This is a genomic window from Nostoc parmelioides FACHB-3921, assembly GCF_014696625.1.
GTDB classification, from domain to species: Bacteria; Cyanobacteriota; Cyanobacteriia; order Cyanobacteriales; family Nostocaceae; genus Trichormus; species Trichormus parmelioides.
On sequence record NZ_JACJQL010000012.1, the window covers coordinates 49,010 to 74,096 of the forward strand.

Consider the following 25,087-nt stretch of genomic DNA (forward strand, 5'->3'; position numbering starts at 1 on the left):
CTCTGACGCACTGTACCAAACCTTATTAGAGGTACGAATTAATTTTCAACTATCCTTTGCTTGAACAATCTCCGCTTCTTGGATGATATACTTTTTATTCTTTTTCACTTCTGTCAGTTGAACGCGTAAAAGTTTGTCTTTCGCAGAAATATTTAGTTGACTGGGTATAGTTGGTGAAGAGAAACATGGATCATAAGAAGCACATACGTAAACAAACTTATCATATCCTTGTTCTTTTAAAGCTAAACCTAGCTTGCTGACATCGTCTGAATTTTTTGTAAGAAAAAATAGTTTATTTTCAAAAGCAGCTTCAAAACTTTGGCTAATGTATTGATGGGCAACGGCTACAATTTTGTGGTTATCCTGGCGGAAAAAATTGAGGATATCTATGGCTTCGGAGTTTCCGGTAAAATAGCTGTAATTTATCCCCATAAATGTATTTGCGTGAACACCAATCATAAATAGTGCTGCGAAGATGCCAGTACTAATATATTTGATGCCAAATTCTCTAATTGATAACGTAGATTCTAGAATAAATACTGCTAATAGGCTCAGTAATGGAATCAGAATCAACAAAAATCTAGGCCCCCATTGTTTACCACCGTCACTTGGCAAGAGTATAGGCACTAAAAAAATAAAGGGGATGGATATCAACACAATTTTTCGCATTGCGGCTGTCAGGTTTATAGATTTATAGAACACTGCCAAGCCAGTAAAAATGATTGTGAAATATACAACAGGAAAGTATTCTCGGAAATTCTTCCACAACCGACCGAAAATTCTATTAGCTTTTGATAAGCGTTCTTGAAGAGAAAATTCTTCTACGACTTGGAGTGCATGAGCGCCTAAGGGATGATTATAGATTAATTTGTTAATGATAAAAAAGCAGGAAACTGTTCCCAGTAAGCTAATAATGAATAAGATTTTATGCTGATTGATAATACTGATGTTTATTAGCTTAACTTTATAGGAAACAAGAGCTAAGGGAATTAGAATTGCAATTAGGGCAAGAAATTCGGGTCTGAACCAAACAGACAAACCAATCAATATTCCACTAACTACTGCATCTTTTTGATTAAACCCTGCTTCACCCTTAGTTAAAATAATTATTAGCCCAGCAAAAGCTAAACTCACTGCAATTGTATGCTCCCAATACATGGCACTATACATTGTGAGTGGAGAAGCAAATATTAGTGTGGCAAGACCTATAGAAGTTGCAACTACACTCGTTTTGAAAAATTGGCAAATGCGATAAAAATTAAACCAGATTATCCATGTAGACAATATTGGTACTATATAAAAACCTCTATAACCAAATAGGGCGTGAAAAGGCGCTGTAATTAAGGGAAAAGTAAAGGGGAAAGTAATGTAGTAACGATTAGAAATTTTATAACTAAAAGGTGGCTCAAAAGGGTAAAGCCCATTATCCCAAAGATTACGCACCCATCCGGGTACTGATAAATCTAAATCAAAGTTTAACTTCCCAGAACTAAACTGCTTTGCTAGTAGAGCTTTTAATCCAGCGTCGCCACTAAAGTAAATATCATCGGGTACCCTTGATAGTAAGTATAATGAAAAAATTACACCCAATAAAATTATCAGTAAAGGCAGATTAATTTTTGGTAATTTCATATTGAGAATTACAGAATAATTACTACTAAAATTAAATGAGAGAAAGTTAAAACTTTAGGATGATCAGCAGGTATTTACTCAATGGGTAATATACTGATGGATAGTCATAAGTAATATGACCTACAATACCATGCAGCAAATTACCTTGTTAAGCCAAAGTGTAAAAGTTATATAATTTTTTGGTGTGATTAACGACAAATTAGGTATCTGTAGGCTCGTCAGGACAAAATTTTGTAGAGATATTTTTAATTTACTGTGAATTATAAAACTGTTGATGTAATTCTTGAGCGTGCCTTGTTAGGGGATGATATATCACCACAAGAGGGAGTTGTATTACTGACGCAAACGGACTCAGGAGCGATCGCCTCTATTCGCGCTACATCTGACAAACTCCGCCAGCTGCAAGCCGGGGATATTGTTACTTACGTAATTAACCGGAATATTAACTTTACCAACATTTGTGAGCAGCACTGTAGTTTTTGTGCATTCCGGCGAGATGATGGGGATACAGACGCTTATTGGTTAGATTGGGCAGGAATTCGGGAAAAGTCCCATGATGCGGTGCAGAGAGGGGCGACGGAAATCTGTATGCAGGGAGGTTTGCACCCACAAGCGCAGATTAACGGTAAATCCTTACCTTATTACCTCAAACTCATAGAAACGATTAAGCAAGAGTATCCCCACATTCATCTCCATGCTTTTTCACCCCAAGAGGTGCAGTTTATCGCTAGAGTGGACGGACTGGAATATGCTGATGTAATCTCTGCTTTGCAGAATGCAGGTGTTAACTCCCTACCAGGAACAGCCGCCGAAATTTTAGATGATCAAGTCCGGCGCATACTGTGTCCTGAGAAGATTAATACTGCTACTTGGTTGGAAATTATTAGTACAGCCCACAAATTAGGATTACATACCACCAGCACAATATTATCTGGGCATATTGAAACCCCAGAACAACAAATTGGGCATTTAGAAAAATTGCGATCGCTCCAACAAATAGCCATTAAGCATAAATACCCAGCCAAAATTACAGAGTTTATTGTCTTACCTTTTGTTGGTCAAGAAGCACCTAAATCTTTACGCCGTCGTGTAGGACGGGATCAACCAATTTTAGCTGATGCCTTACTACTAGGTGCAGTGGCAAGAATTTACTTAGGTAATTGGATACCCAACCATCAACCAAGTTGGGTCAAGTTGGGGCTAGACGGAGCAACAGAAGCTTTAAAATGGGGCTGTAACGATATCGGCGGCACATTGATGGAAGAACACATCACCACAATGGCTGGTGCTGTCGGTGGTACGTGTATGGAAGTCGAAACCTTGCAAAATGCGATCGTCTCCATAGGCAGACCTTACCAACAACGAGATACACTTTATCAAAAAGTGGATGCAGCTAAGCAACTGACTAATGCCGTAATTGCATAACTACTAATAAGGCCTGTTAACTGTTGACACTTCAACAAGCTCAGTGCGGCGCTATTGACTATTGACTATTGACTATTGACTATTGACTGTTGACTGTTGACTGTTAAAGTTCACGCTGAGGAATTTCTTCCCGAAATTCGATAAACAACTGCATAGTTTCTTTCATTAAATCGCGCAAATCCCGATTCAACAGCAAAGCACCTTTAGCCCCAAACCAGCGATCAAAAATCGTCACATATCGAGTATCACCATTGACAAATCCCTGCATAAATTTCACCAGAGAATAATTGACTGCATCCAAAAATTTAGAGTTATCTTCAGGAACCATGCAGGCGATACCCTCTCGTGAATATGGGCGATCAGGGACAATCGCAAAATCATCGGGATTTTTGACCTTTTGCAACCAGCCTTCTAACAAAATGCTATCAGATGAGAAAGCATCTATTTTGCCCTCTTGCAAAGCTGTATAACCTTCTGAACGACTTTTCAAATACACCAGTTTAGCTTGGGGTTGTACCCGCTTGATAGCCTGTTCATTGGTAGTTTGTGCTAACACACCAACGCGTTTACCAATGAGGGATTCAGGCGAACCAAGATTGCTGCCAGACTTCACTAATAATTGAGTACCCGTAGCGCCATAGCTGACAGAAAAATCTACCTTTTTATCTCTTTCCCAGGTAAAACTACTAGCATCACAAACAATATCAACTTGCCGATTAACTATTTTGGGAATTCTTTGTGCAGGAGTTAATGGCACTAATTTTAGTTGTATTTTTTTACCTAATTCTTTTTCTAAATGTCGCTTAATCTCAGACAACATATCGACAGAGTAACCAGTCAACTGTCCCTGAGCATTAGTATAGGCAAAAGGCATGGCATCTCTACTAGTACCGGCTGTTAGCACCCCTGTACGCGCAACTTTTTGCATTACCGTTTCTGCTAATGCTGTATCTGGTATAACTGTCGTCAACGTCAAACTGAAAAGAGCGATCGCCAATTTTTTATACATATTTGTAGTTATTAGTCAATAGTTAATCGTCATTAGTTATTCTCATCTGGCTTTTGTAGCTTTTGCGTCCACTCTAACCATTTTGGCTGCATATATTTTTTACACGGGTTTAGGGGTTGGGGTCAGAGATGAAGGGTTAGAGGCTGGGGTGATTCCCCCCACTCCCTACTCCCTAATCCCTACTCCCCAATCCTCTACTTACGCCTCATCTAGAGCAGCGATACCGGGCAGTACTTTGCCTTCGAGCAACTCTAAGCTAGCGCCGCCTCCGGTGGAGATGTGGCTCATTTGATCAGCCAAACCTACCTTCTCAACAGCCGCTACCGAGTCACCACCGCCGATGATGGTAGTTGTGCCAGTTTTACCAATCTCTGCTAGTGTATGAGCGATCGCTTCTGTACCAGCAGCAAACTTATCAAACTCAAACACACCCATAGGCCCGTTCCAGATTACGGTTTTGGTATCTGCAAGGGCTGCTTGGAAGACTTTGACAGAATCAGGGCCGATATCCAAACCCATCCAACCATCGGGGATGTTTTCAATGCTGACGGTTTGAGAATTGGCATCAGGCGCGAAGTTATCTGCTAATACCACATCTGTAGGTAACAACAAGCTAACGCCGCGTTCCTTGGCTTTAGCTTCCAAAGACTTCGCTAGTTCCAGCTTGTCTTCTTCCACCAGCGACTTACCCACATTCAAGCCACGAGCTTTGTAGAAGGTGAAAATCATCCCCCCACCGATGATCAGCTTGTCGCACTTCTCTAGTAGGGTTTCAATCACACCAATTTTGCTGGAAACTTTAGAACCACCGATGATGGCTGCTAAAGGACGTTGGGGATTTTCGATCGCACTTTGGAGATACTGCAATTCCTTCTCAACCAAATATCCAGCCACAGATGGACTGAGGAATTTAGTCACGCCTTCAGTAGAAGCGTGAGCGCGGTGTGCAGTCCCAAAAGCATCGTTTACATAAAAATCAGCATTAGCCGCTAATTTTTGGGCAAATTCAGGATCGTTTTTCTCTTCTTCTTTATAAAAACGGACGTTTTCTAATAAAAGAACTTGGCCATTTTGCAAAGTAGCCACCTTCGCCGCAACTTCATCACCAATTGAGTCATCAGTTTTGATAACTTCTTGTCCCAACAACTCAGATAGCCGCTTGGCTACTGGGGTAAGACGCAACTTCTCATCTACACCCTTGGGACGACCGAAATGGCTTGCTAGAATAACCTTAGCGCCCTTTTGCGTCAAATCTTGGATGGTTGGCAGAGCCGCACGAATGCGAGTATCGTCTGTGATGTTGCCTTGATCATCTAAAGGCACGTTAAAGTCAACACGCACTAAAGCGCGTTTACCAGAGATATCAGCAGCAGATAAACTAGCCACAGTTTTTTTAGACACAGCCAAACCCTCCTGATTGCCTTTTTGTTATTGTTTTGAAAGTAGAACCATCAAGATTTTACCGGAGTCGGGGGTGCGGAGGTGCAGAGATGTTCAAGACAGTTTTATTTCCGATTGATCAAAGCCGAGAAGCAAGGGAAGCTGCTGATGTTGTCACCAACGTCGTGCAGAAATATAGCAGTCGTTTAATACTGCTGTCTGTGGTAGAAGAATCTTCCCCAGATACACCTAATGCTGATCCAATGGTGTCTCCCGAAGCCGTTGCCAAACTGCTCAAGGATGCCCAAGCTTTATTTTTGCAGCAAGGTATTTCTTCAGAAGTTGTGGAAAAACAAGGCAAGCCTGCCTTTACCATCTGCGATGTCGCCGATGAGATTGGTGCCGATTTAATCATCATGGGTTGTCGAGGACTAGGTTTAACCGAGGAAGGCGCTACCGATAGCGTCACGACTCGCGTCATTAACCTTTCCCCTTGTCCGGTGCTAATTGTCCCTTAAGTGACAATTTGGGTGCGTTACATCCGTTGACGCACCATCTAAATTGAACACCGACCTACTTATGATTCCTATAGTAGGGGGTAAATTAAGACACAAAAATAGGGCTAAGGAGATACCAATATCCTCAACCCCCAGAAATTACAACTAACTTTTATGGCTAGAGCTTCTCCCACTTGGAATTTAGACTTCCTGCTTGGAAACTACCTTAGACGGGATTGTTCGACCTTCTGTAGTCACTGAGTAAAATAAACTTTCATATTGATTTAGTGCCTGCTCAAAAGCATATTGTTCCACAGCAAACTTCCGGCTGTTATAGCCCAAAGTTTTCGCTTTTTCGGGATGTTTGTATAAGTCTAAAATTGCCGTTGCTAGAGCTTGAGGATCTTCCGGGGGAACCACAATACCACCACCACTCTGTTTAATTGCCTTGGCTGCTGTGCCTTTATCAGGTACAGACGCTATCAATGCCCTACCACTAGCCAATAAGACTTGAATCTTTGATGGCATATTAAAAGAAATCACATTTTTTTTCTGTACCACCAAACCAACATCCGCCGCCGCCAACATTTCTGGTAAATGTTCTCGTGGTTGAAAAGGTAGTAACAAGACGTTATCAGCACCGCAGTTTGTACAGTACTTTTGCAGCCTTTCTAAACCTTTGGCTTCACCTGCAATAACAAAAGCAATTTCGGCGATATCGCGCAACTTTGCCGCAGCTTGAATAACAGTTTCTAGGCCTTGGGTGAGAGCAATATTGCCAGAGTAGAGGATAACAAACTTGTTGTGCAGATTATGAATAGTACGAAAATTATTGGTGTCTTTTGGTAAGGGACGAATAAAATTTACATCAACCCAGTTGGGTATTTGCTCTATTTTGTCGGGCGATATACCTTTGGAGAGGAGATTTTCTACGAACCCATCAGCAATTACACTAATTTTAGTGGCATGACGATAGGCAAATTTTTCTAATAGAGAAAATACTTTAATTAGCCATTTGTTTTTCAGTAAACCAACATGAATGGCTGCTTCTGGTAATATATCTTGTAAATTCAAGACTACAGGACAAGCACGCAACCATCCTAGTAAAGATGCTGGTACGCATACGGGTAGTGATGGTGAAGTTGACAAAATCACATCAGGTCGCCACCCGAAAAGAGCAGGTAAAAAACTCGTAACTACAAAACTAGCATCTAGCAATACTCGATCCAATAATTTCGGTTGGGGGCGAATCCACACGTAACTACGTTGGATTTTGACACCATTCTTATATTCTGTCAGATACCATTTACCACGGTAAGCATCGTATATTCTCCGCTCAGGGTAGTTAGGCATAGCAGTGACGACACGCACTTCATGTCCTCGCTTGGCCAGTCCCTCTGCTAATTCTGTCATTAGGGGAGCTATACCAATTGGTTCTGGATAGTAGTTATATGAGTAAATTAAAATCCGCATAACAAATTAGTCAGAAGTCCCCTGGCTGGTTTGGATAAATAAAGCAAGGTCTATATTGCTTATCTTTTGAGAGCATCTAATACTTAGTTTTCCCTTTTATAGTATTTCTATGTCACTGGTTTTTCTTTGAAGATTCGGTAAAAATTGTTATTGCTTTCATCAGTAAGATGTGATGGATTTTGTATTTTTTATTAAGTAAGTACCATGTATAATTTATTTATTCACTATAGACATAAACCCTATTGTTATCCATTAAATATTACTGTAGTAAATACAACTTATATGCAAATAATAGCCGAAATTAAGGTAACTCATAGCTAGGCTATTCTGCTCTTAAGTCGGATAATCCATCGTGAGGCCTGTTAACTGTTGACCGTTGACCGTTGACTGTCAACAGCCTTTGTTAGTAGTTATGTAATTTAGGCGCGCATTAGCTTATCATTCCGTTTTATGGATGTGATTGAACAGTATTTACACCCGAAAAAACCAGATAGAGATTTTAGCTAAACCTCCATATTGGCTGAGGTTGAAAATTTTTCGCTTATTTAAACTTGCTGCACATCGTTGAAACTAAGCGACTAATTTTAAAGATTTAGTAAATTTAAATGCTGTCATGGCATTTTAAAAATTTTACATCTTCCATTGGGAAGAGTGAGATTATATTCAACCTTTTGGGCAATGAGGAAGAGTAGATATTATGGGCGGTTGTATCTGAATGACGGCAGTGGGTAAGATTTCGATAAATGCAGTTTTTGAATCGAAGTAATTCTTTTTATAGCTGTTGACAGTTAACGGTTGACAGACTTGAAAGCCTTGTCTTGTCAGGGTTTTATCTTAGGTTGATGTCCTAATATATCTGGCTACAGCTATACTAGAGAATCTGTGATAGAAATTTGCGAGTGCGCTCTTCTTGGGGTTTGGTGAAGAAATTGTCAGGACTAGCGGATTCGACTAGGTGACCGCTATCCATTAACACTACTCGGTCGGCAACTTCACGGGCAAAACCGACTTCATGGGTAACCACTACCATTGTCATACCATCGCGGGCTAGAGAGCGCATCACGTCTAGCACTTCCCTGACCATTTCTGGATCTAAGGCAGAAGTAGGTTCATCGAATAGCATAATTTTCGGCTGCATAGCTAATGCACGGGCGATCGCTACTCTTTGTTGTTGACCTCCAGATAATTGCCCTGGGTATTTATTTGCTTGTTCTAGAATTCCCACTCTCTCTAAAAGTTGCATGGCTAATTCTTCAGCTTGGGCTTTTTTTGATCGCCGTACCCAAATTGGTGCCAGGGTGATGTTTTGCAAAACTGTTAAATGGGGAAATAAATTAAATTGCTGAAATACCATCCCTACTTCTCGGCGAATTGCGTCAATATTTCGCAAGTCGTGGCTGAGAGTGATGCCATCAATGGTAATTCTGCCTTGCTGGTATGCTTCTAAAGCATTAAATGTCCGGATAAATGTGGATTTTCCTGAGCCAGAAGGCCCCATTAAAACGACAACTTCTCCACGATTCACTGTTAAACTAACACCTTGGAGAACATGGAATTTGCCATACCATTTGTGAACATCTTCAGCAATAATTATTGATGTTGGTTCTGTCATATAAATCAACCTTAAGTTCACTTAATTATTTAGTTGTCTCTCTAACCGCCGAGAAGCAAGGGACATTGAGTAACAAAATAACCAATAAATCAAGCCAATAAATAAATATACTTCTGCATAACGACCAATAAACCGAGGTTGCGCCAAAATCGAACGGGCTATACCTGTAAGTTCTACTAAGCCTACAAGCGATAATAAAGAAGTGTCTTTAAATAAACCAATAAATTGTCCAACGACGGCGGGAATAACTGCGCGCAAAGCTTGGGGCAAGACAATTAACAATACTACGAAAAATGTATTTAACCCTAGTGCTTTTGCGGCTTCAACCTGTCCACGGGAGACGGCTTGAAGACCACCGCGCACATTCTCTGCCATGTAAGCTGCACTAAATAGTACTAAACCAGCGATCGCTCTCAACACTCTATCTAAACGGACATCGGCTGGAAAAAATAAAGGCAACATCACTTGTGCGAGAAATAAAATTCCAATTAATGGAACTCCCCGAATAATTTCAATGTAAAGAATAGAAAACCAACGTACTACAGGTAAATTGCTAGTACGTCCCAAGGCCAGTAAAACTCCGATGGGAAAAGAAAGAACTATACTAATGGCTGCCATCAATAAGGTGAGTAGTAAACCGTTCCATAAGTTGCTGGATAAAGGACGCAGACCAAAGCCACCACCAATCAACCACAGAATGATGGGGAAGGACAACAACCAGATCAAGGAAAGCCACGGGGCGACTAAATTTGTCAATCTTGATCCAAGTAAGAAACCAGGTATAAATAAAATCGCAGTTAACAGCAACCACAGGCGCGATGACAAGTCTAGGGGGAAAAGAACTAATAGCAAGCCGATAATAAAAGCAAATAAGCCTACTTTCCGCCATGTCAACTTTTGCTGATTAAAGAAAACACCCGCAGTAATAGCACCTAAACTAGAAGCGATCGCTAAAACAATCCAAACTCGCCAGTATTCAGTTTGGGGAAATCTGCCAACTAAAAATAAGCGTAAATTTACTTGAATAACTGCCCATTGTGCTTTGGTAGTTGCCCAAACAAAAATTCCTTGTACTAGCCACAACAATAACGCCGAGCAGATAACAGTTAATAGGCTGTTATACCAAGTACTAAATAGATTTTTGCGTAACCAAGTTAGTTTTGTCATTGGTCAATAGTCCATAGTCCATAGTCCATAGTCCATAGTTACTCTTCTTTGCTTCCCCTGCTTCTCTCTCTACCTCTTAAGACTCCCTTTTACCTTTCTTTAATCTGTACGGTGCGATTAAAGGCATTCATAATGAGGGAGATAGTCAAACTGAGAGAGAGATAGGTAAGCATTAGGAGTAACATGACTTCTACTGCTTTTCCTGTTTGATTAAAGGTGGTAGAGGCAACAAAATAAATGTCGGGGTAGCCGATGGCGATCGCTAAACTGGAATTTTTGGTGAGATTAAGATACTGGCTTGTGAGCGGGGGGATGATGACTCGCAAGGCTTGAGGGAAAATAACTAGGCGCATGATTAAGCTTGGGTTTAATCCTAGCGATCGCCCTGCTTCCCATTGTCCTTTAGATACTGACTGAATCCCGCCCCGAACAATTTCTGCAATAAAAGCTCCAGTGTAAAAAATTAGCCCCAGCAATAAAGCAGAAAACTCTGGTGAAAAGGTGAACCAAGGTAGTTCTAATCCGTTTTGACTCAGGCTAATAAATCCCCCAAGAGAAATTTTGTTATCTGCTCTGGGAAGTCCTAAAAAAACTGCAAAGTACCAAAACAACAATTGTAAAAGTAATGGTGTATTGCGAAATATCTCTACATAAATTAGTGAAATATTCCGCACTAACCAGTTATCAGATAATCTGGCAATTCCCGCAATGATACCAACAATTGTTGTCAGAACGATGCCGACAAATGCTATTCGTAATGAGTTAATTAGTCCTACCCATAAAGCAAGACTATAAGTATCAGTTGGTTTATAAGCAATCAGCGTTTCGCCGATATCAAAAGATGCTTGCTGCTTGAGAAAATCAAAGCCAAATTGAATGCCCAATCGTTGCAAGTTGCGGCTGAGATTACCTAACAGGATAGCCACTACAAACGCAGCTAAAAATAAAGCAGTCAATTGCCCAGCAATATACCAGAAGCGATTATCACGCCAAAAAGGAGGTTTTTTGTTGGTCATTGGTCATTGAGAAGTTGCGATGCAATTTCTGTACATACATAGTCAATAGTCATTTTTCCCTACTCTTTTACCGGAATGGTGGAGAGTATAATAACCCGCCTTTTGACCACAGTTGATTTTGACCTCGTGCTAAATTAAGCTTTGTCTTGGAGCCGAGGTTGCGATCGTAAACTTCGGCGTAGTTCCCTACGTGTTTGATGATTCTGGCGGCGAAGTCGTTAGTTAAACCAAGTCCTTGACCTAAATCACCCTCGGTTCCTAAAAAGCGTTTCACATCTGGGTCGTTACTGGTCGTAAATTGACCTAAATTTTGAGAATTAATTCCTAATTCTTCACCTTTAATTAGGGCATAAACTACCCAATTCACAGTATCACTCCATTTAGCATCACCTTGAGCAACGGCTGGTGCAAGTGGTTCTGAAGAAATAACTTCATCCAAAATCACATTATCTTCCGGTGTGGGTAGGGTTGTGCGTCTGGATACTAAGGCTGAACGGTCGGCGGTGATTGCATCGCAACGTCCCTCAGCATAGGTGGCGAAGGTAACGTTAACGTCTTCAAACACAACTGGCTTATAGGTGATGTTGCGCTTCCGCATTTGGTCTGCTAAGTTCTGCTCAGTTGTAGTACCTGTTTGCACACATATAGCTTTGTCTTTCAGGTCTGCGAGAGATTTGATGGCGCTATTTTTGCGAACCATGATTGCTTGACCGTCGTAAAAGACTACAGGTGCAAATTCTAGACCAACTGAGGTAGCGCGGCTGAGTGTCCAAGTAGTGTTACGGCTGAGAATATCTACTTCGCCAGTTTGCAGCGCTGTAAATCGTTCTTTAGCGCTGAGGTTACGAAATTCTACTGCATCTGGGTTGTCAAACAAAGCTGCGGCGATCGCTCGACAAACATCTACATCGATACCGCTATACTCCCCATCAGTTCCCACAAAGCTGAATCCTGGAACTTCGCCACTGACACCGCAAATTAACTGACCACGGTTTTTGATCGTGTTCCAGCGATTTGCTACTAATGTACTTCCTGGATTAGTAGATGCGTCGGTTGTTGGCGCTGAATCTCCTCCACAAGCAGTAGTAGTAAAAATTAACGATGCTCCCAGGATAATAACTAATTTATTCATAAACATCTAAGTTAATGACCCTCCAAAAGTGTTGCTGAATACAATAAAGTGATGGCAACAAATTGATGTTTGTAATATAAGGCTTTTTGGGTACTGATCACCATTCTATTTAATTCATGAAATTGCTCATAGAAGCTAATAATGGGTAGTACAACAAAAATAGTATGCAGGCTTATCATTGGTTAGACATATATTAAATTTTATTTTTAGATATTTGTATTCAATGCCTGATGAATATCAAATAAAATATCGCATCTTTCATTAATTGAGAAACCAGATAGGCTACTAATTTGAGAAGTTGAGTACCTAAGAATTAGCCAAATTTCTGTAATATGAGAAATCTGGATATCTCCACCAACAGATTTATCTAGTTTAGTCAGACTTTCTATATCCTGACAAAAACTAGAGAAGCAATTATGTCAATTAATCCAGATGCCCCTAAAAGGTTACACTAGTGCTGGTGACAAATGCTCCACCATTTTTTCGAGAGGGTTTTATGGGAGCTAACCTCAAACAAATTGCTAATTACTTAGACAAACTAGGTTGGGACTACCGTCTTGAGGAAGAAGAAGACCGCATTATCACAGGTGTGGACGCTGACAACCTGGAAGATTTTCTTATAGTTGTCCAACTAGACGAAGAAGGAAAATTTTTTAGAGTATTTGCGCCCCAAGTTCTGGCTGGAGTACAAGACCATCCTTATAAGGGAGCTATCTTACAGACGATGCTAGCAATTTCTTGGGAAACGAAAATGCTGCAATGGGAATATGATCCGTCAGACGGTGAAATTAGGGCAATTATTGAGTTTCCCTTGGAAGACTCGATTCTCACCGAGAGGCAATTTCATAGGTGCCTGAGTGGATTAATTCAGATTGTGGACAATATAGCTATACCCCGATTGATAGAAGTGATGAAAACAGGTCATGATCCTGGGAATATAGAACTTGGTGAAAGAATATTATTGAGTATTCAGGAAGAAGCTCCTGGATTATTAGAAATTTTAGAAAAAGCAATGGAAGCGCGGAAGAAGCGGGGTAGTTTTCCTACAGAGTGAGACGCGTCATCACTTAAATAGTTATCATTAACTGTATACACCACGATGAATGGCAAGGGGCGCTGAGGATAAAGGCCGGATGTTCAAATTTTCTACCCAGAACTCAGCACTCAATACGCTTCCAAGTCAGCTATACTCCAAAGTGATACCCTCACAATATACTGAAATTTTCTAGGGCTGGATTTTATGACATCCTATGCAACCTCCTCTGCTAAAGCGGAAATGAGTGAACTTCGGCGGTTGAAAGGCCTACTACCGCCAGAATTGCAGAGCTGGGTCACGGTTGAAGGTACAACTGAGGTCAATCCACCCCTGATCCGTAGCGAAGAAATTGGTAAAGACCAGGTAGAAATTCAAATTGACTTGGTTAAATGGGATGCTCTGGCAATGGATCAGCGTAATCTGCTATTTTGGCATGAAGTAGCCCGTATTCAAAATGACACAATTCCCAAAGATGGTTGGGAAATGGCAGCATTAGCTATTGGTTTGGGCGGTGCTGTAGGTGAGTTATGGGTACAGGATGGATTATTGTTAGTGTTGGCTTTAGCGCTGTGCGGTGTTTCTGGCTGGCGACTTTATCAAAAGAATAATGGGGAAAAACAAATTAGAGAAGTGCTGGATGCGGATGAAAAAGCGATCGCACTAGCAACTCGCTTCGGTTATAGTCTTCCCAATGCCTACAAAAGTCTTGGTAGCGCTTTAAAAACTCTCATTGACACTACTCCCAGTAAACGCCAACGCTCCCGCTATGAAGCCAGACTATCGGCACTCAAACGCAGCGCCAACAAGGCAAAAGCTAAATCTAAAGCCACTGATGAGGATTAAGAAAAAATACATGAAGTGGGTAATAACCGCCTAAATCTCTCTATTTTTGTGCCTCTGTGGTTGAAAGATTTTGAACCGCAGAGGCACAAATGTAAAAGCCTATAAGCTCAGAGTTTGCAGAGTGTATTGTATACAACGAAAAAACGCTATATAGTCTCACCCTTACAAAGTTTTTAATTTCATCAGAGAAATTTACAGAAATTTGTTGGTCTCTGCTTCATAACTGATTTAACATTTTATGAGTCTGCGGCACAACGCGAACGTATTTTAAAAACCGTTTCATCGAAGCTTGCCAGGTCAAAACATCTTCTGGAGCAGGAGCAAGCGCAGGTGTTTGGCTGAATTGCTCAGACTCGGCCAAGGGCGTGACAGGCTGCAAAAATACAGGGATTTCCGGACTGACATCTGCCACAAGTAAAGCCGCGCGTTCCAACTCAGCTAAGTCGGTACGATGAGAGATAATTATCTTGACAAAAGTCTCTGATTGTGGATGACAAAGTTGAAGGAATTGGGAATGTGCTTGCCAATGAGATTCACCACTGACACTAGGGAGTTTCAAATCCATACCCACAAAGTCTAGATAGGGTAAGATCGTAGCCAATTGTTCTGGGCGATGTCCGCCAGTCTCTAAGTATATTGGTAAATCGGTGAGCGAACGCACTTTGGGCAAAAATTCCTGTAAAAAAGGAGCATGAAGAAGCGGTTCTCCACCGGTCAAGCTAATGCTATCGTGTAGACAAGGTAAATTTTGCCTTTCAACCCATTCGATAAGAGTGGTTAGAGGGACAGGATTTGGGTGACTTTCAAAATCTCGCAGTCCTGGCGATCGTTCTATCCTACAACTAGCAGGTGCATTCCATGTGTGGGCGCTATCGCAAAAGTGACAGCGCAAGTCACAAAAAGCAAAGCGAATAAAAATTTGACGTGTCCCGACATTCAGTCCTTCCCCTTGAATAGCAGAAAAGACCTCAACCAGGCGTGCAGTAGGTTCGGCTGTAGTTTTAGCAGTCATGGGTGTAATATGCGATCGCACTACGTCGATGCAACAACAAGTATGTTTTTTAGCTTCTTGTTCTATTGTGAATCTTTGTAGGCAATCTCTAATCTGATCCTGAGTAACTAACTATGAGTCATTATTCCTACTGATTAACATAAGGTTAGGTAATTTTCTAGAACAAAATAATGTGTGGCAGATTAAATGTACATGGCAACCAAAGTGCAGAGCTTCATGACTAGCCAACCCACAGAGGTAAATTTTCTAGTTACCACCCTAAATGAAACAGTAATAGTGCAGGTTCCTGTCCGATTAAGCGTGCTGGAAGCAGTAGGCTTTAAGCAAACCTGCCAAGAATTAACCAAAGGAAACTCCCATCCCCAGGAAATCATTATCGATTTTCAACAAACCACCTTTATGGATAGTAGTGGCTTGGGAGCATTAGTTAGTAACTTTAAAACTACTAAAGAAAAAGGAATTGTTATGATACTGCGGAATGTCACTCCCCAGGTCATGGCAGTATTAAACCTCACCGGACTAGATAAAGTTTTTTCTATTGAACCCAGTAGCAATATCTCCCCGACAGAAGCTGAGAATGCTTTAGATAATCAGAAAGCTTCTACTCGTAAAATAGAGCAACTACCTACCACTCATCCCTCTGTTGCATCCTGGACTAAACGATTTCTGGATATTTTTGGTGCTTTAGTGGGTTTGGTAATCACGGGAATTTTGTGTATTCCCATTGTGATTGCAATTCAAATCGATGACCCAGGCCCCATTTTCTTTGGACAAATCCGTTGCGGTTGGATGGGTAAACGCTTCAAAATTTGGAAATTTCGCTCCATGTGTGTGGATGCGGAAGCGAAAAAATCCCAAGTCGAAAACCAAGTACAGGGTGCTTTTTTCAAGAATGAAAACGATCCCAGGATTACAAGAGTTGGCAGATTTTTACGGCGTACTAGTCTGGATGAATTTCCCCAATTTTGGAATGTTTTGAAAGGGGATATGAGTTTAGTAGGGACTAGACCACCTACACCTGATGAAGTAGAACGCTATGAAGTACCAGAATGGCAACGTTTGGATGTTAAACCCGGTATGACTGGGGAATGGCAAGTGAATGGTAGGTCTAAAGTTCGTAGTTTTGAAGATGTAATCCGTCTAGATTTGCTATATCAAAAAAACTGGAGCTTGATGTATGATTTGAAACTAATTTTCAAAACTGTTACCATTCTGTTTAATAGAAATAGCGGTGCTTACTAGCAGATTAATATTGATTGGGTGACATACAAAATCCATTGCTACCATTAACTAAATACAATCATTTTGTAAAATTACCAAGAATCCTTGATTAAAACATCAGGGATTTTTATTTTTTATTAAAAATAATTTTGCCGTATTTGAGTATGTTTTTATTTTAGTGAAATTAATGCCAAGATGGCTTATTGCAAAACATGGAAGGCGATATTATTAATTAGTATTTGCGGGAATATCACAACTCAAACAATATTCGTAAACTTTCCAGAAATACTGGATTAAAAATTTATCTGCATTCATCTGTAGTTATTTTTTCTCCCTCTAACTCCTTGGTATGAGAATCGCTACAGATTTCATTTGAAAATAATAAATAGTATCAGAGCCATTATGATAACAATCGTTAAAAAACTTCGCAACGAAATAATTAGAAAAATATATCGAATACCATTGCTCAGTAATACGGCTGATATTGCTTATCAGATGGCGATTACTAAACATATTGATCATCTACCATATCTTGCGGAAAATGATTTATCTTTGGTTGAAAATATTCAAGAAAAAGGGATTGCGATAACTTCATTAAAGCAATTATCAATTCCCTCTACGATGGAAATGCTCCAATCTGCAAAACTTTTGGGGGCAAAAATACCGAGAAATATTGCTGGGAATCAAAATGAATTTACTGTTCATGCTACCTCTGAGCAAATTAGGGAGCATTCTAGTATTTTCCTCTGGGGAATTCAGGAGAGATTGCTTAATATTGTAGAAAACTATCTTGGTTTATCAGTAGCTTATCATGGTGCTTATTTTCGCCGAGATATTAATAATCAAGTACAAAAAAAATCTAGATTATGGCATCTAGATAAAGAAGATAGGAAGATGCTAAAAATTATTATTTATCTTAATGATGTAAATGAAGATGGTGGGCCTTTTGAATATATCCCCAAGTTTTTGACTTCACATATTTCTAAGTCTTTGAAATATGATGATACTTATATAAAGGATGAGACTATGGAGCAGGTTGTATCTTCATCTTATTGGCAGCCCTGCACAGGGAACTCTGGAACAGTGATTTTTGCTGATACTGCTAATATTTTTCATAGAGGAAAGTTACCGCTAGCCTCTGATAGATTGTCAATATTTTTTGACTACACCACTAGACAACCAAAGCACCCATTTTATTGCAAGTCTTCTCTTAATAACAATGATTTAGTTACCATAAGTTCAAGACTGTGTGAACATCAAAAAGAATATGTATTTTGGCAGCATAATTATAATTAAATCTACTATTTATTTTTTTCTGAACTTAGCATTCAAATAGACAAAAAATTATCTAAGGGAAATTGCAGATGTAGAGTTATGATCTGCACTCCATAAATACTGTAGAGACGTTGTATACAACGTCTCTACAACATAGAAAAGCCAGGGATTTGGATGATTAAATTGTAGTTGCTGGGTTAATATTCTATCGATAATCTTGATCTTGAATACTCCGCAGACGAGCAGCGTCACGCATACCATATTCTGAGCGAGTAAAACGATTTAGCTGTGCTTCAAAAAAATCACGGTTGGCTTGCAAGTGTTTGGGATTGGGGTCGTCTAAAGGATATAAAAGTGCAGTTCTTAATGCTTGAATTACGGCAGAGGTAACGTTGTACATTGAACGTTGGAAAGTAATTCCTAACTGAATTAACATATCTTCTTCCCCACGACAATATTTTTTGTAGTAATCAACAAGATATTGTGGCAAGAAGTGCAACATATCTTGCATGAGTAATGTGGGAGGAATACCCGCAGTTCCTACAGGAAATACGTCAGCGTAGAGAATACCGTAGTGGAAGTCTTTTTGGTCAGCAGGTACTTGACCGGCTTGGGCATTGTAGGATTTAGTTCCACGGAATGGGGCTGTGCGATAGAAAACGGCTTCTACATAGGGCAATGCAGCTTCGTATAGCCAGGTAAAACCTTTGGATTTAGGAATTATTTCGTAGCATTCACCACGAACATATACATGATGGTAAATTGGACGACCTGCGATCGCAAATATGCCATTTACCAAAAAGTTCATCGCATCTGGGACACCCTTGAAGCCACCTTCATCATAGATATCCGACATTTCAAAGAATACCGGGGCCATGACTTCCCAGAATAAGCCCAAGTTAGAGTAGTAGGACATCTGGCGGCACTGTTCTAAGAACATATCAGGGAACAGCTTATAAAGCCCCAACATGACTGGATTGCCTTGAAAATAAGCTTTAATTGCCCTATCGGCATTAACTTTATATTCTTCTGAGTCTAAATAAGCGTCAAATTGGTTAACTGGCGCATACATCTTACGGTGCCAAAGCATAGCCTGCATACAAGCTTCGGCAAACTCCATGTTAATGCGATCGTGTAACAAATGATGCAATAATTTTGGCATTTTGAAGGTTTCACCCCTCTCCATAAATGCCAAAAGTTCTGGATGGGCTGTAGCTACACCGCGCCAAATGCGTAAATCAGCATCATCACCAGCGTAATGATTATGTAGGTCTAAATATTCTTGGGAGATGAAGTATTTAAAAAAGGGAAATGGGTTTAAAAATACCTGTTCAGCGATATAAAGTAGGTCACGCCAGTAAAAATCCATCGGTACAGCATAAGCCTTATATATACCGATGATTTGCATCAGATTCTCTGGTGTATCTGGCAACATGGAACCGCCTGCTTCTAGGCGATAAATTATGTCAGCAAATTCGTGCTGAGATGGAGGGATTTTTGTTGTGGGTTTTTCTGGAGTTTGTACCATTGTCATTTCCTCATCTTCAAGAAGGTTGCTTAGTTCAGATTTGGGTTGTGAGTAATTCTCTGGTTGACTACTTCAAAGCAACTTGAGATATCACGGTTTTTTCCACAGGAGGAATCGCAGCGACCATTGCTGTAGTTGTGGGTTCACTCCACCGCACTAACCAAGTTGGTTGTACTCCTAGAAAGATGATTAATGCTGCCAGAATTAAGGCTGGTGTTTTCTCTGACCAAAGGACTTTAGCGTAGTAGGCTTGGTTGTTATCGAGTTTGCCAAAACAGGTGCGGTTGAGGAGGATAACGAAATAAACTGCCGTTAAACCGCTAGATGCGACGCACAACAAAGTAGATAAAGGGAAGGCGGTAAAACTGCCTTGGAAAACGATAAATTCGGCAATGAATCCTGTTAAACCGGGAATACCGGCGCTAGCCATGCCACTGAGAACTAGTAAGGCACTAATAAGGGGTAAACCGCGAATTGGACTCATTAAACCGTTGAGTTTGTCTAACTCCCTTGTGCCAACTTTGTCTTCTATGACTCCCACCAAATGGAAGAGTATGGCCAGAATCAAACCGTGGCTGAACATTTGAGATACAGCACCGACTAGGGCTAAGGAAGTGCTGGCAGCGCTAGCTAATAGGACATAGCCCATGTGACCAATGGAACTGTATGCTACCATGCGCTTGATGTCTTTTTGGGCGATCGCAATTACTGCCCCATAAATTGCACTGACTGCTCCCCAAATTGCCAAGGTTGGCGCAACGGTACTCCAAGTTTGGGGAAACATACCTAGTCCAAATCGCAATAGTCCATATGTTCCTAATTTTGCCAACACACCACCCAAAAGAATGGCAATTGGTGCAGAAGCTTCTACATAAGCATCAGGTAGCCAGGTATGAAAGGGAACCAAGGGAATTTTGATACCAAAGCCTAAGATGATGCCTATAAGTAGAATCAATTGCATTCCGCCAGAGAGGTTTTGGGTAGAGACAGCATCAAAGGCGAAACTGGAAGAACCAGTGAGCCAAACCATACCCAAAAATGTAGCTAAAATTAAAGCCCCAGAAACGGCAGTGTAAATTAAAAACTTAATCCCAGCGTAAGCACGTTTTTCTCCTCCCCAAATCGAAATTAATAGATAAAAGGGGATTAATTCTAGTTCGTAGAAAAGGAAAAACAGTAGTAAGTTTTCAGCTAAGAAAGCACCTGCAACTCCACCACTGACTAGCAGAATCATTGAGTAAAAAAGACGGGGGCGCTCTGTTTGTTTGCTGCTACTGTAAATAGCAATCCAGGTGAGAAGGCTATTTAATACCAACATCAAAATTGATAAACCATCAACACCTAATTGATAACTCAAACCTAACGTCTTATTCCAAGGTAGATATTCTTGAAACTGCATTCCTGGATTGCTGATATCAAATTTCAACAGAATAAACAAGTTCCAGAATAATACGATGCCTGCAACGGTTAAAGCTACTAAGCGAACACGGCTAGCTTGATTGGGATTACTAGGCCAAAATCCGATAACTATAGCACTTAAAATTGGTATCCAAATTAGTACACTAAGCATAATACTTTTGTAAGTAGAATATTTTATTGCCTTGGTTGTGTCAGTTGTCAATTTTCGCCACTGAACAACTGACAACTAACTACTGACTAATTACTTAAAAAATTAAGTCTAAAAACTGGACTCCCCAGAAAGGCCAAGTTACCCATGCGCCCAAAACACCTACGCCTAACAAAACGGTGAAGGCATAAAATTGAGTTTGCCCAGACGTACTATATTTCAGACCCTCACCACCCAACAACGAAAACAAACCTACCAAATTCACAATGCCATCGACTACGAAGCGATCAATCATATCGGCAAATTTGGAAACTTGGGCAACGCTGAAAATAATGGTTATCCGATACAAATTGGGCGTATAAAAATCGTACGCTAGTAGGTCTTGCAAACCTTTCCAAGGTAGGCGAATTGGTTTAGGAACAATGTTGCTTAGATAGATGACACTGCTAATACTGCAACCAAAAATGCTTGACCAGATTAACAGTAGGGCGACATCTTTATTGAGATTTGCCCAATCAGGTAAAAGTGATAAGCTTTGCAAAATTACAGGCAGATGTAAAACAAAGCCAAATAAAATCATCATTGGTAGCACCATCGGCCAATGAACTTCTGGCGATCGCTCGGTCATCTGTTTAGGTTTACCACCAAAAATTAAGCCAAATTCTCTGACTAAACTGAAGGACGTTAAAGCATTGACAGCTATGACAATTCCCACTAACCAAGGGTGAGTTCCCCACAAGCCATCGGCTAATTTCAATAATGCCCAAAAGCTACCCAAGGGGGGAAATCCAATTAAGCCCAATGTCCCAACAATGAAGGCTAACCCAGAAATAGGGCGACGTGACCACAGTCCACCAAGTTGAGTCACATCTTGGGTAATGCTATTCCAAATAATACCGCCGGTACTCATGACCAATAACGCTGCCGATACTGCGTGGGTGAGTACTAATAACAGCGCAGCTTCATCTTGGCGTGCGCCTACAGCAATAAACACCAAACCCATGTAAGCGCTGACAGAATAAGACAAGCAGCGTTTAACATCAATCTGGGCGATCGCAATTAAAGAACCACCAATGGCTGTGACTGCACCAATCCCTACAATAAATGAGGAAACTACAGGCGATAGAGTTAACACTGGTTGGAGTTTAATCAGTATCCATGCACCACTAGCAACTACCACCGAGTTCCGCAAAATCGTACTGGGAATTGGGCCCTCCATCGCTTCATCTAACCATAAATGCAAAGGAAATTGGGCGCACTTACCCATTGGCCCGGCAACTAAAGCTAAACCCACTAGTGTAATAATTGTGGGGTCAACGTTGGCTGTCTCCGCCCATTGGGCTAGTTCTGGATAATTCCAAGTTCCCGCTAGCGGCCATAATCCCAATACACCCATCAGTAAGAACAAGTCTCCTACCCGCTTGGTTAAGAACGCATCCCTCGCGCCACTGACTACTAATGGTTGACTGAACCATAAGCCAACTAGTAGGTAGGTTCCTAATGTGAGGATTTCCAGAATTACATAACTGAAAAACAGATTGTTGCATAAGGCTAAGGCACATAGCCCTGCTTCAAATAATCCCAGCAATGAATAAAAGCGTCCCCAACCCCAATCCATCTCCATGTAGCCGATAGCAAAAATTTGGGCAAGGAAATTTAAGCCCGCAATTACTACCATTGCGCCTACACTTATAGAAGAAATTTCTATGGCAATGGTGAGGTCTAAACCAGCAGTAGATAGCCAAGGAATAAATACTTCTTTGGGCGGATGATTCCAAGTTGCTTGTAAGGCGATCGCACTATGAACCAAGGCCAAAAATGTCATTATTAAATTTACATAACCAGCCGGTCTTGGCCCTGTTTTGCGAATGATCCCAGGCGACCAAGGTACGGCTAACAAGCCGCCAATTAGAGCATACAAAGGGACTAGCCAAACAGTCTCAAGGAGAAACTGAGCCATGAACTTACCTCTAGATTTGTCACAAAAAATTAAAGTATTTCGGAGTTAACTTGTGTAAATCCGAATTAATACAACTATCGTAAATAAGGCAAATTTATCTTTGCTTAATATTCTTCTTAGCTTACCGTTATCTGTATCAAAAAGGAATTACCAATTAAAATAAATCAACGATATCTACTCTAATTAATTCTTATATGTTGGAGAAATTAATAAAATACATAGATTTTTATCTATGTATTCTATGAGACATTTCACAGCAATACAAGGATACTATTCAACGTTGCGACCATTAGCACTAGATGCGGACATCCTAGAGTACTTGCGTAATGGGAGAGTGAATGAGACTAAGCACTTGGTGAACAACAAAAAATAAATTATCCGAAATTGTTGGTTTGGTAGGGTGCCTCAGTATGAATAAGATTTGAGTATAGTTAGGTTTTATCTTACTGACGCACCTACACTGTAGATATTTTCTTATCTGTAAGTTCCTTGGCTGAGGTGTTAAGGTGCAAAGCAAATATAGAATAATTCGTAATACCCTATAGAAAGTAAACTATTGGCGTGTTAAGCCTTAAATTGTGAATTAGGGGTAGGTTGGATTGAGGCTTTGCGAAACCTAACACCACAACCAAAGTGGAATTTACTAACATCAACCCAACTTATAACTTTGCAACATTTTAGTTTTGCCACGCTACTACATATATTTAATAATGACGACTTACACTTTACAAGCGAGCCGCGAATGGTGGTCACAAAGATGGCTTGATTTACTAGATTCTTATCGCTTTAAAAAACGCTTAGAACGAGCGCGGATATATTCTCGTCAAGGTAATGTTTTGAGTATCGAGTTCAAAGGTGCAAAAGTATTAGCTAAAGTGCAGGGTAGTGAAGAGGAGCCGTATAAAGTATCCCTATCACTTGATCCATTTAGTGATGAGCAGTGGGGTTATGTGATTGAAACTATGTCCCAAAAAGCTGTTTTCGCTGCCAAGCTATTAGCTGGAGAAATGCCCCAAAATATTGAGGAAGTATTTACAAGTAATGGGCTTTCATTATTTCCTTTCACTTTGTCTGATGTCCATAGTAAATGCTCCTGCCCTGATAAAGCCAACCCTTGTAAACACATTGGTGCAGTCTACTATCAATTAGGAGACAGATTCAGTGAAGATCCATTTGTATTGTTTCAATTACGTGGACGAAATAAAGAAAAAATTATCCGCGATTTAAGACAATTACGTAATGCAAAAATTGAACCTGAAATAACAGAAGAATCTGAGCCTCAACAGCAAATTCTTCGGACTCAATCGAATATTAAATTAGATTCTTGCTGGCAATATAACGAACCACTCGAATCATCATTAGTTGTGATTGCTCCCTCAACTGGTGAAACAGTGTTAGATGTATTGGGAGCAGTTCCTCTAGTAAAAGATGAAGAAAGTTCAACAAATTTAAATTCTAGCGATGTAGTCATGAAATATTTAGCAACCTTGTACAAAGAAGTTGGACAGAAGGCCATGTTAGCGGCGATGAATGTGGGCAGTTAATAATAGTTAATTATCAACAGGTTATTCATAAAACAAAAATCAAATTTTTGTAGTGTTGGACGCACATTCTGAGATGATTGGTCACACAAAAGATAATCTCCGCTTAGTGCCTAATGCCCCGTGTTATGCGGCGATGCGTGATAGGAAAGCTATCATAAAACGGCAACTAAGCGGAAATAACATCCACACTACTTTTTGTCTTTACTGTCCAAACTCTAATCTGGCTTGTTCTACTAACTCTGGTGTGACTATCTCCTGTTGTGCTTGACGTGCCAACTGCTCAATTCTTGCTTTGGCTTGAGAGCGCGCAAAAAAGGGAATATTTTTTAACTTTGTCTTGGCTTCTGATGTCCAGCGCAAATTATCTGTAAAATTGTATTCGCTCATATCACTTACATCCCCTTCTGAATCAAAAATTTTGGTAGCCTTGGCCATATCAAGCCAGCAATAAAAGTTAACTAAGATGACTGTAAATTATCTGATCAGGGACTTCCAGATAAAAAATATTCATACTGATGCACCCTACTAACTGTCAATTTGGAATAATTTATTGTTTGGTGTTCTTTCGATCAACGCTTCTACATCAGTTTCATATAAATTGGATTGTTTTACAATCAGGCGCTCATCTATAGCTGTTGAGGGTTGACGGTTGACCTTTCTGTTGGCCACGAGAGGCTGCGCCAATAACAACACTCGCTAACAAATTCTTAACCATAGACGTTGAACTCATAATTGAGTTAAAAACATGTTCAGTAAAA

20 protein-coding genes are annotated in these 25,087 nt (G+C 40.4%); 7 read left to right on the forward strand and 13 right to left on the reverse strand.

Annotation, left to right across the window (positions count from 1 at the left end):
• Positions 1-45: 45 nt before the first annotated feature.
• On the reverse strand, positions 46-1,632 hold the full coding sequence (locus tag H6G14_RS10645; protein ID WP_190567405.1) for an LA_3751/LA_3752 family putative glycosyltransferase: 1,587 nt from the start codon (positions 1,630-1,632) through the stop codon (positions 46-48).
• A gap of 255 nt (positions 1,633-1,887) precedes the next feature.
• On the opposite strand from H6G14_RS10645, the gene cofH reads away from it, so the two are divergent.
• The gene (cofH, locus tag H6G14_RS10650; protein WP_190567406.1) at positions 1,888-3,057 is read left to right on the forward strand and encodes a 7,8-didemethyl-8-hydroxy-5-deazariboflavin synthase subunit CofH; all 1,170 of its coding nucleotides are present in this window, start codon (positions 1,888-1,890) and stop codon (positions 3,055-3,057) included.
• A 103-nt stretch (positions 3,058-3,160) separates the two neighbouring features.
• Here the strand turns inward: cofH and H6G14_RS10655 are convergent, their stop codons facing one another.
• Positions 3,161-4,066 carry an amino acid ABC transporter substrate-binding protein gene (locus H6G14_RS10655; protein ID WP_190567407.1) on the reverse strand — a complete coding sequence of 302 codons (906 nt, stop codon included), beginning with the start codon at positions 4,064-4,066 and terminating at the stop codon, positions 3,161-3,163.
• 198 nt (positions 4,067-4,264) lie between these two features.
• Positions 4,265-5,467 carry a phosphoglycerate kinase gene (locus H6G14_RS10660; protein ID WP_190567408.1) on the reverse strand — a complete coding sequence of 401 codons (1,203 nt, stop codon included), beginning with the start codon at positions 5,465-5,467 and terminating at the stop codon, positions 4,265-4,267.
• A gap of 89 nt (positions 5,468-5,556) precedes the next feature.
• On the opposite strand from H6G14_RS10660, the gene H6G14_RS10665 reads away from it, so the two are divergent.
• Positions 5,557-5,964 carry a universal stress protein gene (locus tag H6G14_RS10665; RefSeq protein WP_190567409.1) on the forward strand — a complete coding sequence of 136 codons (408 nt, stop codon included), beginning with the start codon at positions 5,557-5,559 and terminating at the stop codon, positions 5,962-5,964.
• A 180-nt stretch (positions 5,965-6,144) separates the two neighbouring features.
• Here the strand turns inward: H6G14_RS10665 and H6G14_RS10670 are convergent, their stop codons facing one another.
• The 5 genes from H6G14_RS10670 to H6G14_RS10690 form a co-directional block, all read right to left on the reverse strand.
• Positions 6,145-7,416 carry a glycosyltransferase family 4 protein gene (locus tag H6G14_RS10670; protein WP_190567410.1) on the reverse strand — a complete coding sequence of 424 codons (1,272 nt, stop codon included), beginning with the start codon at positions 7,414-7,416 and terminating at the stop codon, positions 6,145-6,147.
• 871 nt (positions 7,417-8,287) lie between these two features.
• Positions 8,288-9,028 (reverse strand): amino acid ABC transporter ATP-binding protein, encoded by a 741-nt coding sequence (locus tag H6G14_RS10675; RefSeq protein WP_190567411.1) that lies wholly within the window; start codon positions 9,026-9,028, stop codon positions 8,288-8,290.
• Positions 9,029-9,049: 21 nt separating this feature from the next.
• Positions 9,050-10,195 (reverse strand): amino acid ABC transporter permease, encoded by a 1,146-nt coding sequence (locus H6G14_RS10680; RefSeq protein ID WP_190567412.1) that lies wholly within the window; start codon positions 10,193-10,195, stop codon positions 9,050-9,052.
• 89 nt (positions 10,196-10,284) lie between these two features.
• Complete coding sequence (locus tag H6G14_RS10685; RefSeq protein ID WP_190567413.1) at positions 10,285-11,211, reverse strand: amino acid ABC transporter permease; 927 nt, start codon at positions 11,209-11,211, stop codon at positions 10,285-10,287.
• Positions 11,212-11,278: 67 nt separating this feature from the next.
• A complete protein-coding gene (locus H6G14_RS10690; protein ID WP_422394069.1) occupies positions 11,279-12,349 on the reverse strand; it encodes an amino acid ABC transporter substrate-binding protein in 1,071 nt (356 codons plus the stop codon).
• A gap of 490 nt (positions 12,350-12,839) precedes the next feature.
• Here H6G14_RS10690 and H6G14_RS10695 point away from each other — a divergent pair, with 490 nt between their 5' ends.
• The gene (locus H6G14_RS10695) at positions 12,840-13,397 is read left to right on the forward strand and encodes a hypothetical protein (protein WP_190567488.1); all 558 of its coding nucleotides are present in this window, start codon (positions 12,840-12,842) and stop codon (positions 13,395-13,397) included.
• A gap of 186 nt (positions 13,398-13,583) precedes the next feature.
• On the forward strand, positions 13,584-14,222 hold the full coding sequence (locus H6G14_RS10700) for a DUF3318 domain-containing protein (RefSeq protein WP_011317601.1): 639 nt from the start codon (positions 13,584-13,586) through the stop codon (positions 14,220-14,222).
• A 217-nt stretch (positions 14,223-14,439) separates the two neighbouring features.
• On the opposite strand, the gene H6G14_RS10705 is transcribed toward H6G14_RS10700, so the two are convergent.
• Entirely contained in the window at positions 14,440-15,234 is a 795-nt protein-coding gene (locus H6G14_RS10705; RefSeq protein ID WP_190567415.1) for a 7-carboxy-7-deazaguanine synthase QueE, read from the reverse strand.
• Between the two features lie 192 nt (positions 15,235-15,426).
• Between H6G14_RS10705 and H6G14_RS10710 the strand changes: the two genes are divergently transcribed.
• Positions 15,427-16,476 carry an anti-sigma factor antagonist gene (locus H6G14_RS10710; RefSeq protein ID WP_190567416.1) on the forward strand — a complete coding sequence of 350 codons (1,050 nt, stop codon included), beginning with the start codon at positions 15,427-15,429 and terminating at the stop codon, positions 16,474-16,476.
• Between the two features lie 381 nt (positions 16,477-16,857).
• On the forward strand, positions 16,858-17,751 hold the full coding sequence (locus H6G14_RS10715) for a phytanoyl-CoA dioxygenase family protein (protein WP_190567417.1): 894 nt from the start codon (positions 16,858-16,860) through the stop codon (positions 17,749-17,751).
• 184 nt (positions 17,752-17,935) lie between these two features.
• Here H6G14_RS10715 and H6G14_RS10720 read toward each other — a convergent pair whose 3' ends face one another.
• The 3 genes from H6G14_RS10720 to H6G14_RS10730 form a co-directional block, all read right to left on the reverse strand.
• Positions 17,936-19,258: a CO2 hydration protein gene (locus tag H6G14_RS10720; protein ID WP_190567418.1), complete on the reverse strand. Its 1,323-nt coding sequence runs from the start codon at positions 19,256-19,258 to the stop codon at positions 17,936-17,938.
• A 67-nt stretch (positions 19,259-19,325) separates the two neighbouring features.
• A complete protein-coding gene (locus H6G14_RS10725; protein ID WP_190567419.1) occupies positions 19,326-20,828 on the reverse strand; it encodes an NADH-quinone oxidoreductase subunit M in 1,503 nt (500 codons plus the stop codon).
• A 94-nt stretch (positions 20,829-20,922) separates the two neighbouring features.
• On the reverse strand, positions 20,923-22,785 hold the full coding sequence (locus H6G14_RS10730) for an NAD(P)H-quinone oxidoreductase subunit F (protein WP_190567420.1): 1,863 nt from the start codon (positions 22,783-22,785) through the stop codon (positions 20,923-20,925).
• 710 nt (positions 22,786-23,495) lie between these two features.
• Between H6G14_RS10730 and H6G14_RS10735 the strand changes: the two genes are divergently transcribed.
• On the forward strand, positions 23,496-24,329 hold the full coding sequence (locus H6G14_RS10735) for an SWIM zinc finger family protein (RefSeq protein WP_190567421.1): 834 nt from the start codon (positions 23,496-23,498) through the stop codon (positions 24,327-24,329).
• 201 nt (positions 24,330-24,530) lie between these two features.
• Here H6G14_RS10735 and H6G14_RS10740 read toward each other — a convergent pair whose 3' ends face one another.
• The gene (locus H6G14_RS10740; RefSeq protein ID WP_190567422.1) at positions 24,531-24,716 is read right to left on the reverse strand and encodes a PCP reductase family protein; all 186 of its coding nucleotides are present in this window, start codon (positions 24,714-24,716) and stop codon (positions 24,531-24,533) included.
• Positions 24,717-25,087 lie beyond the last annotated feature (371 nt).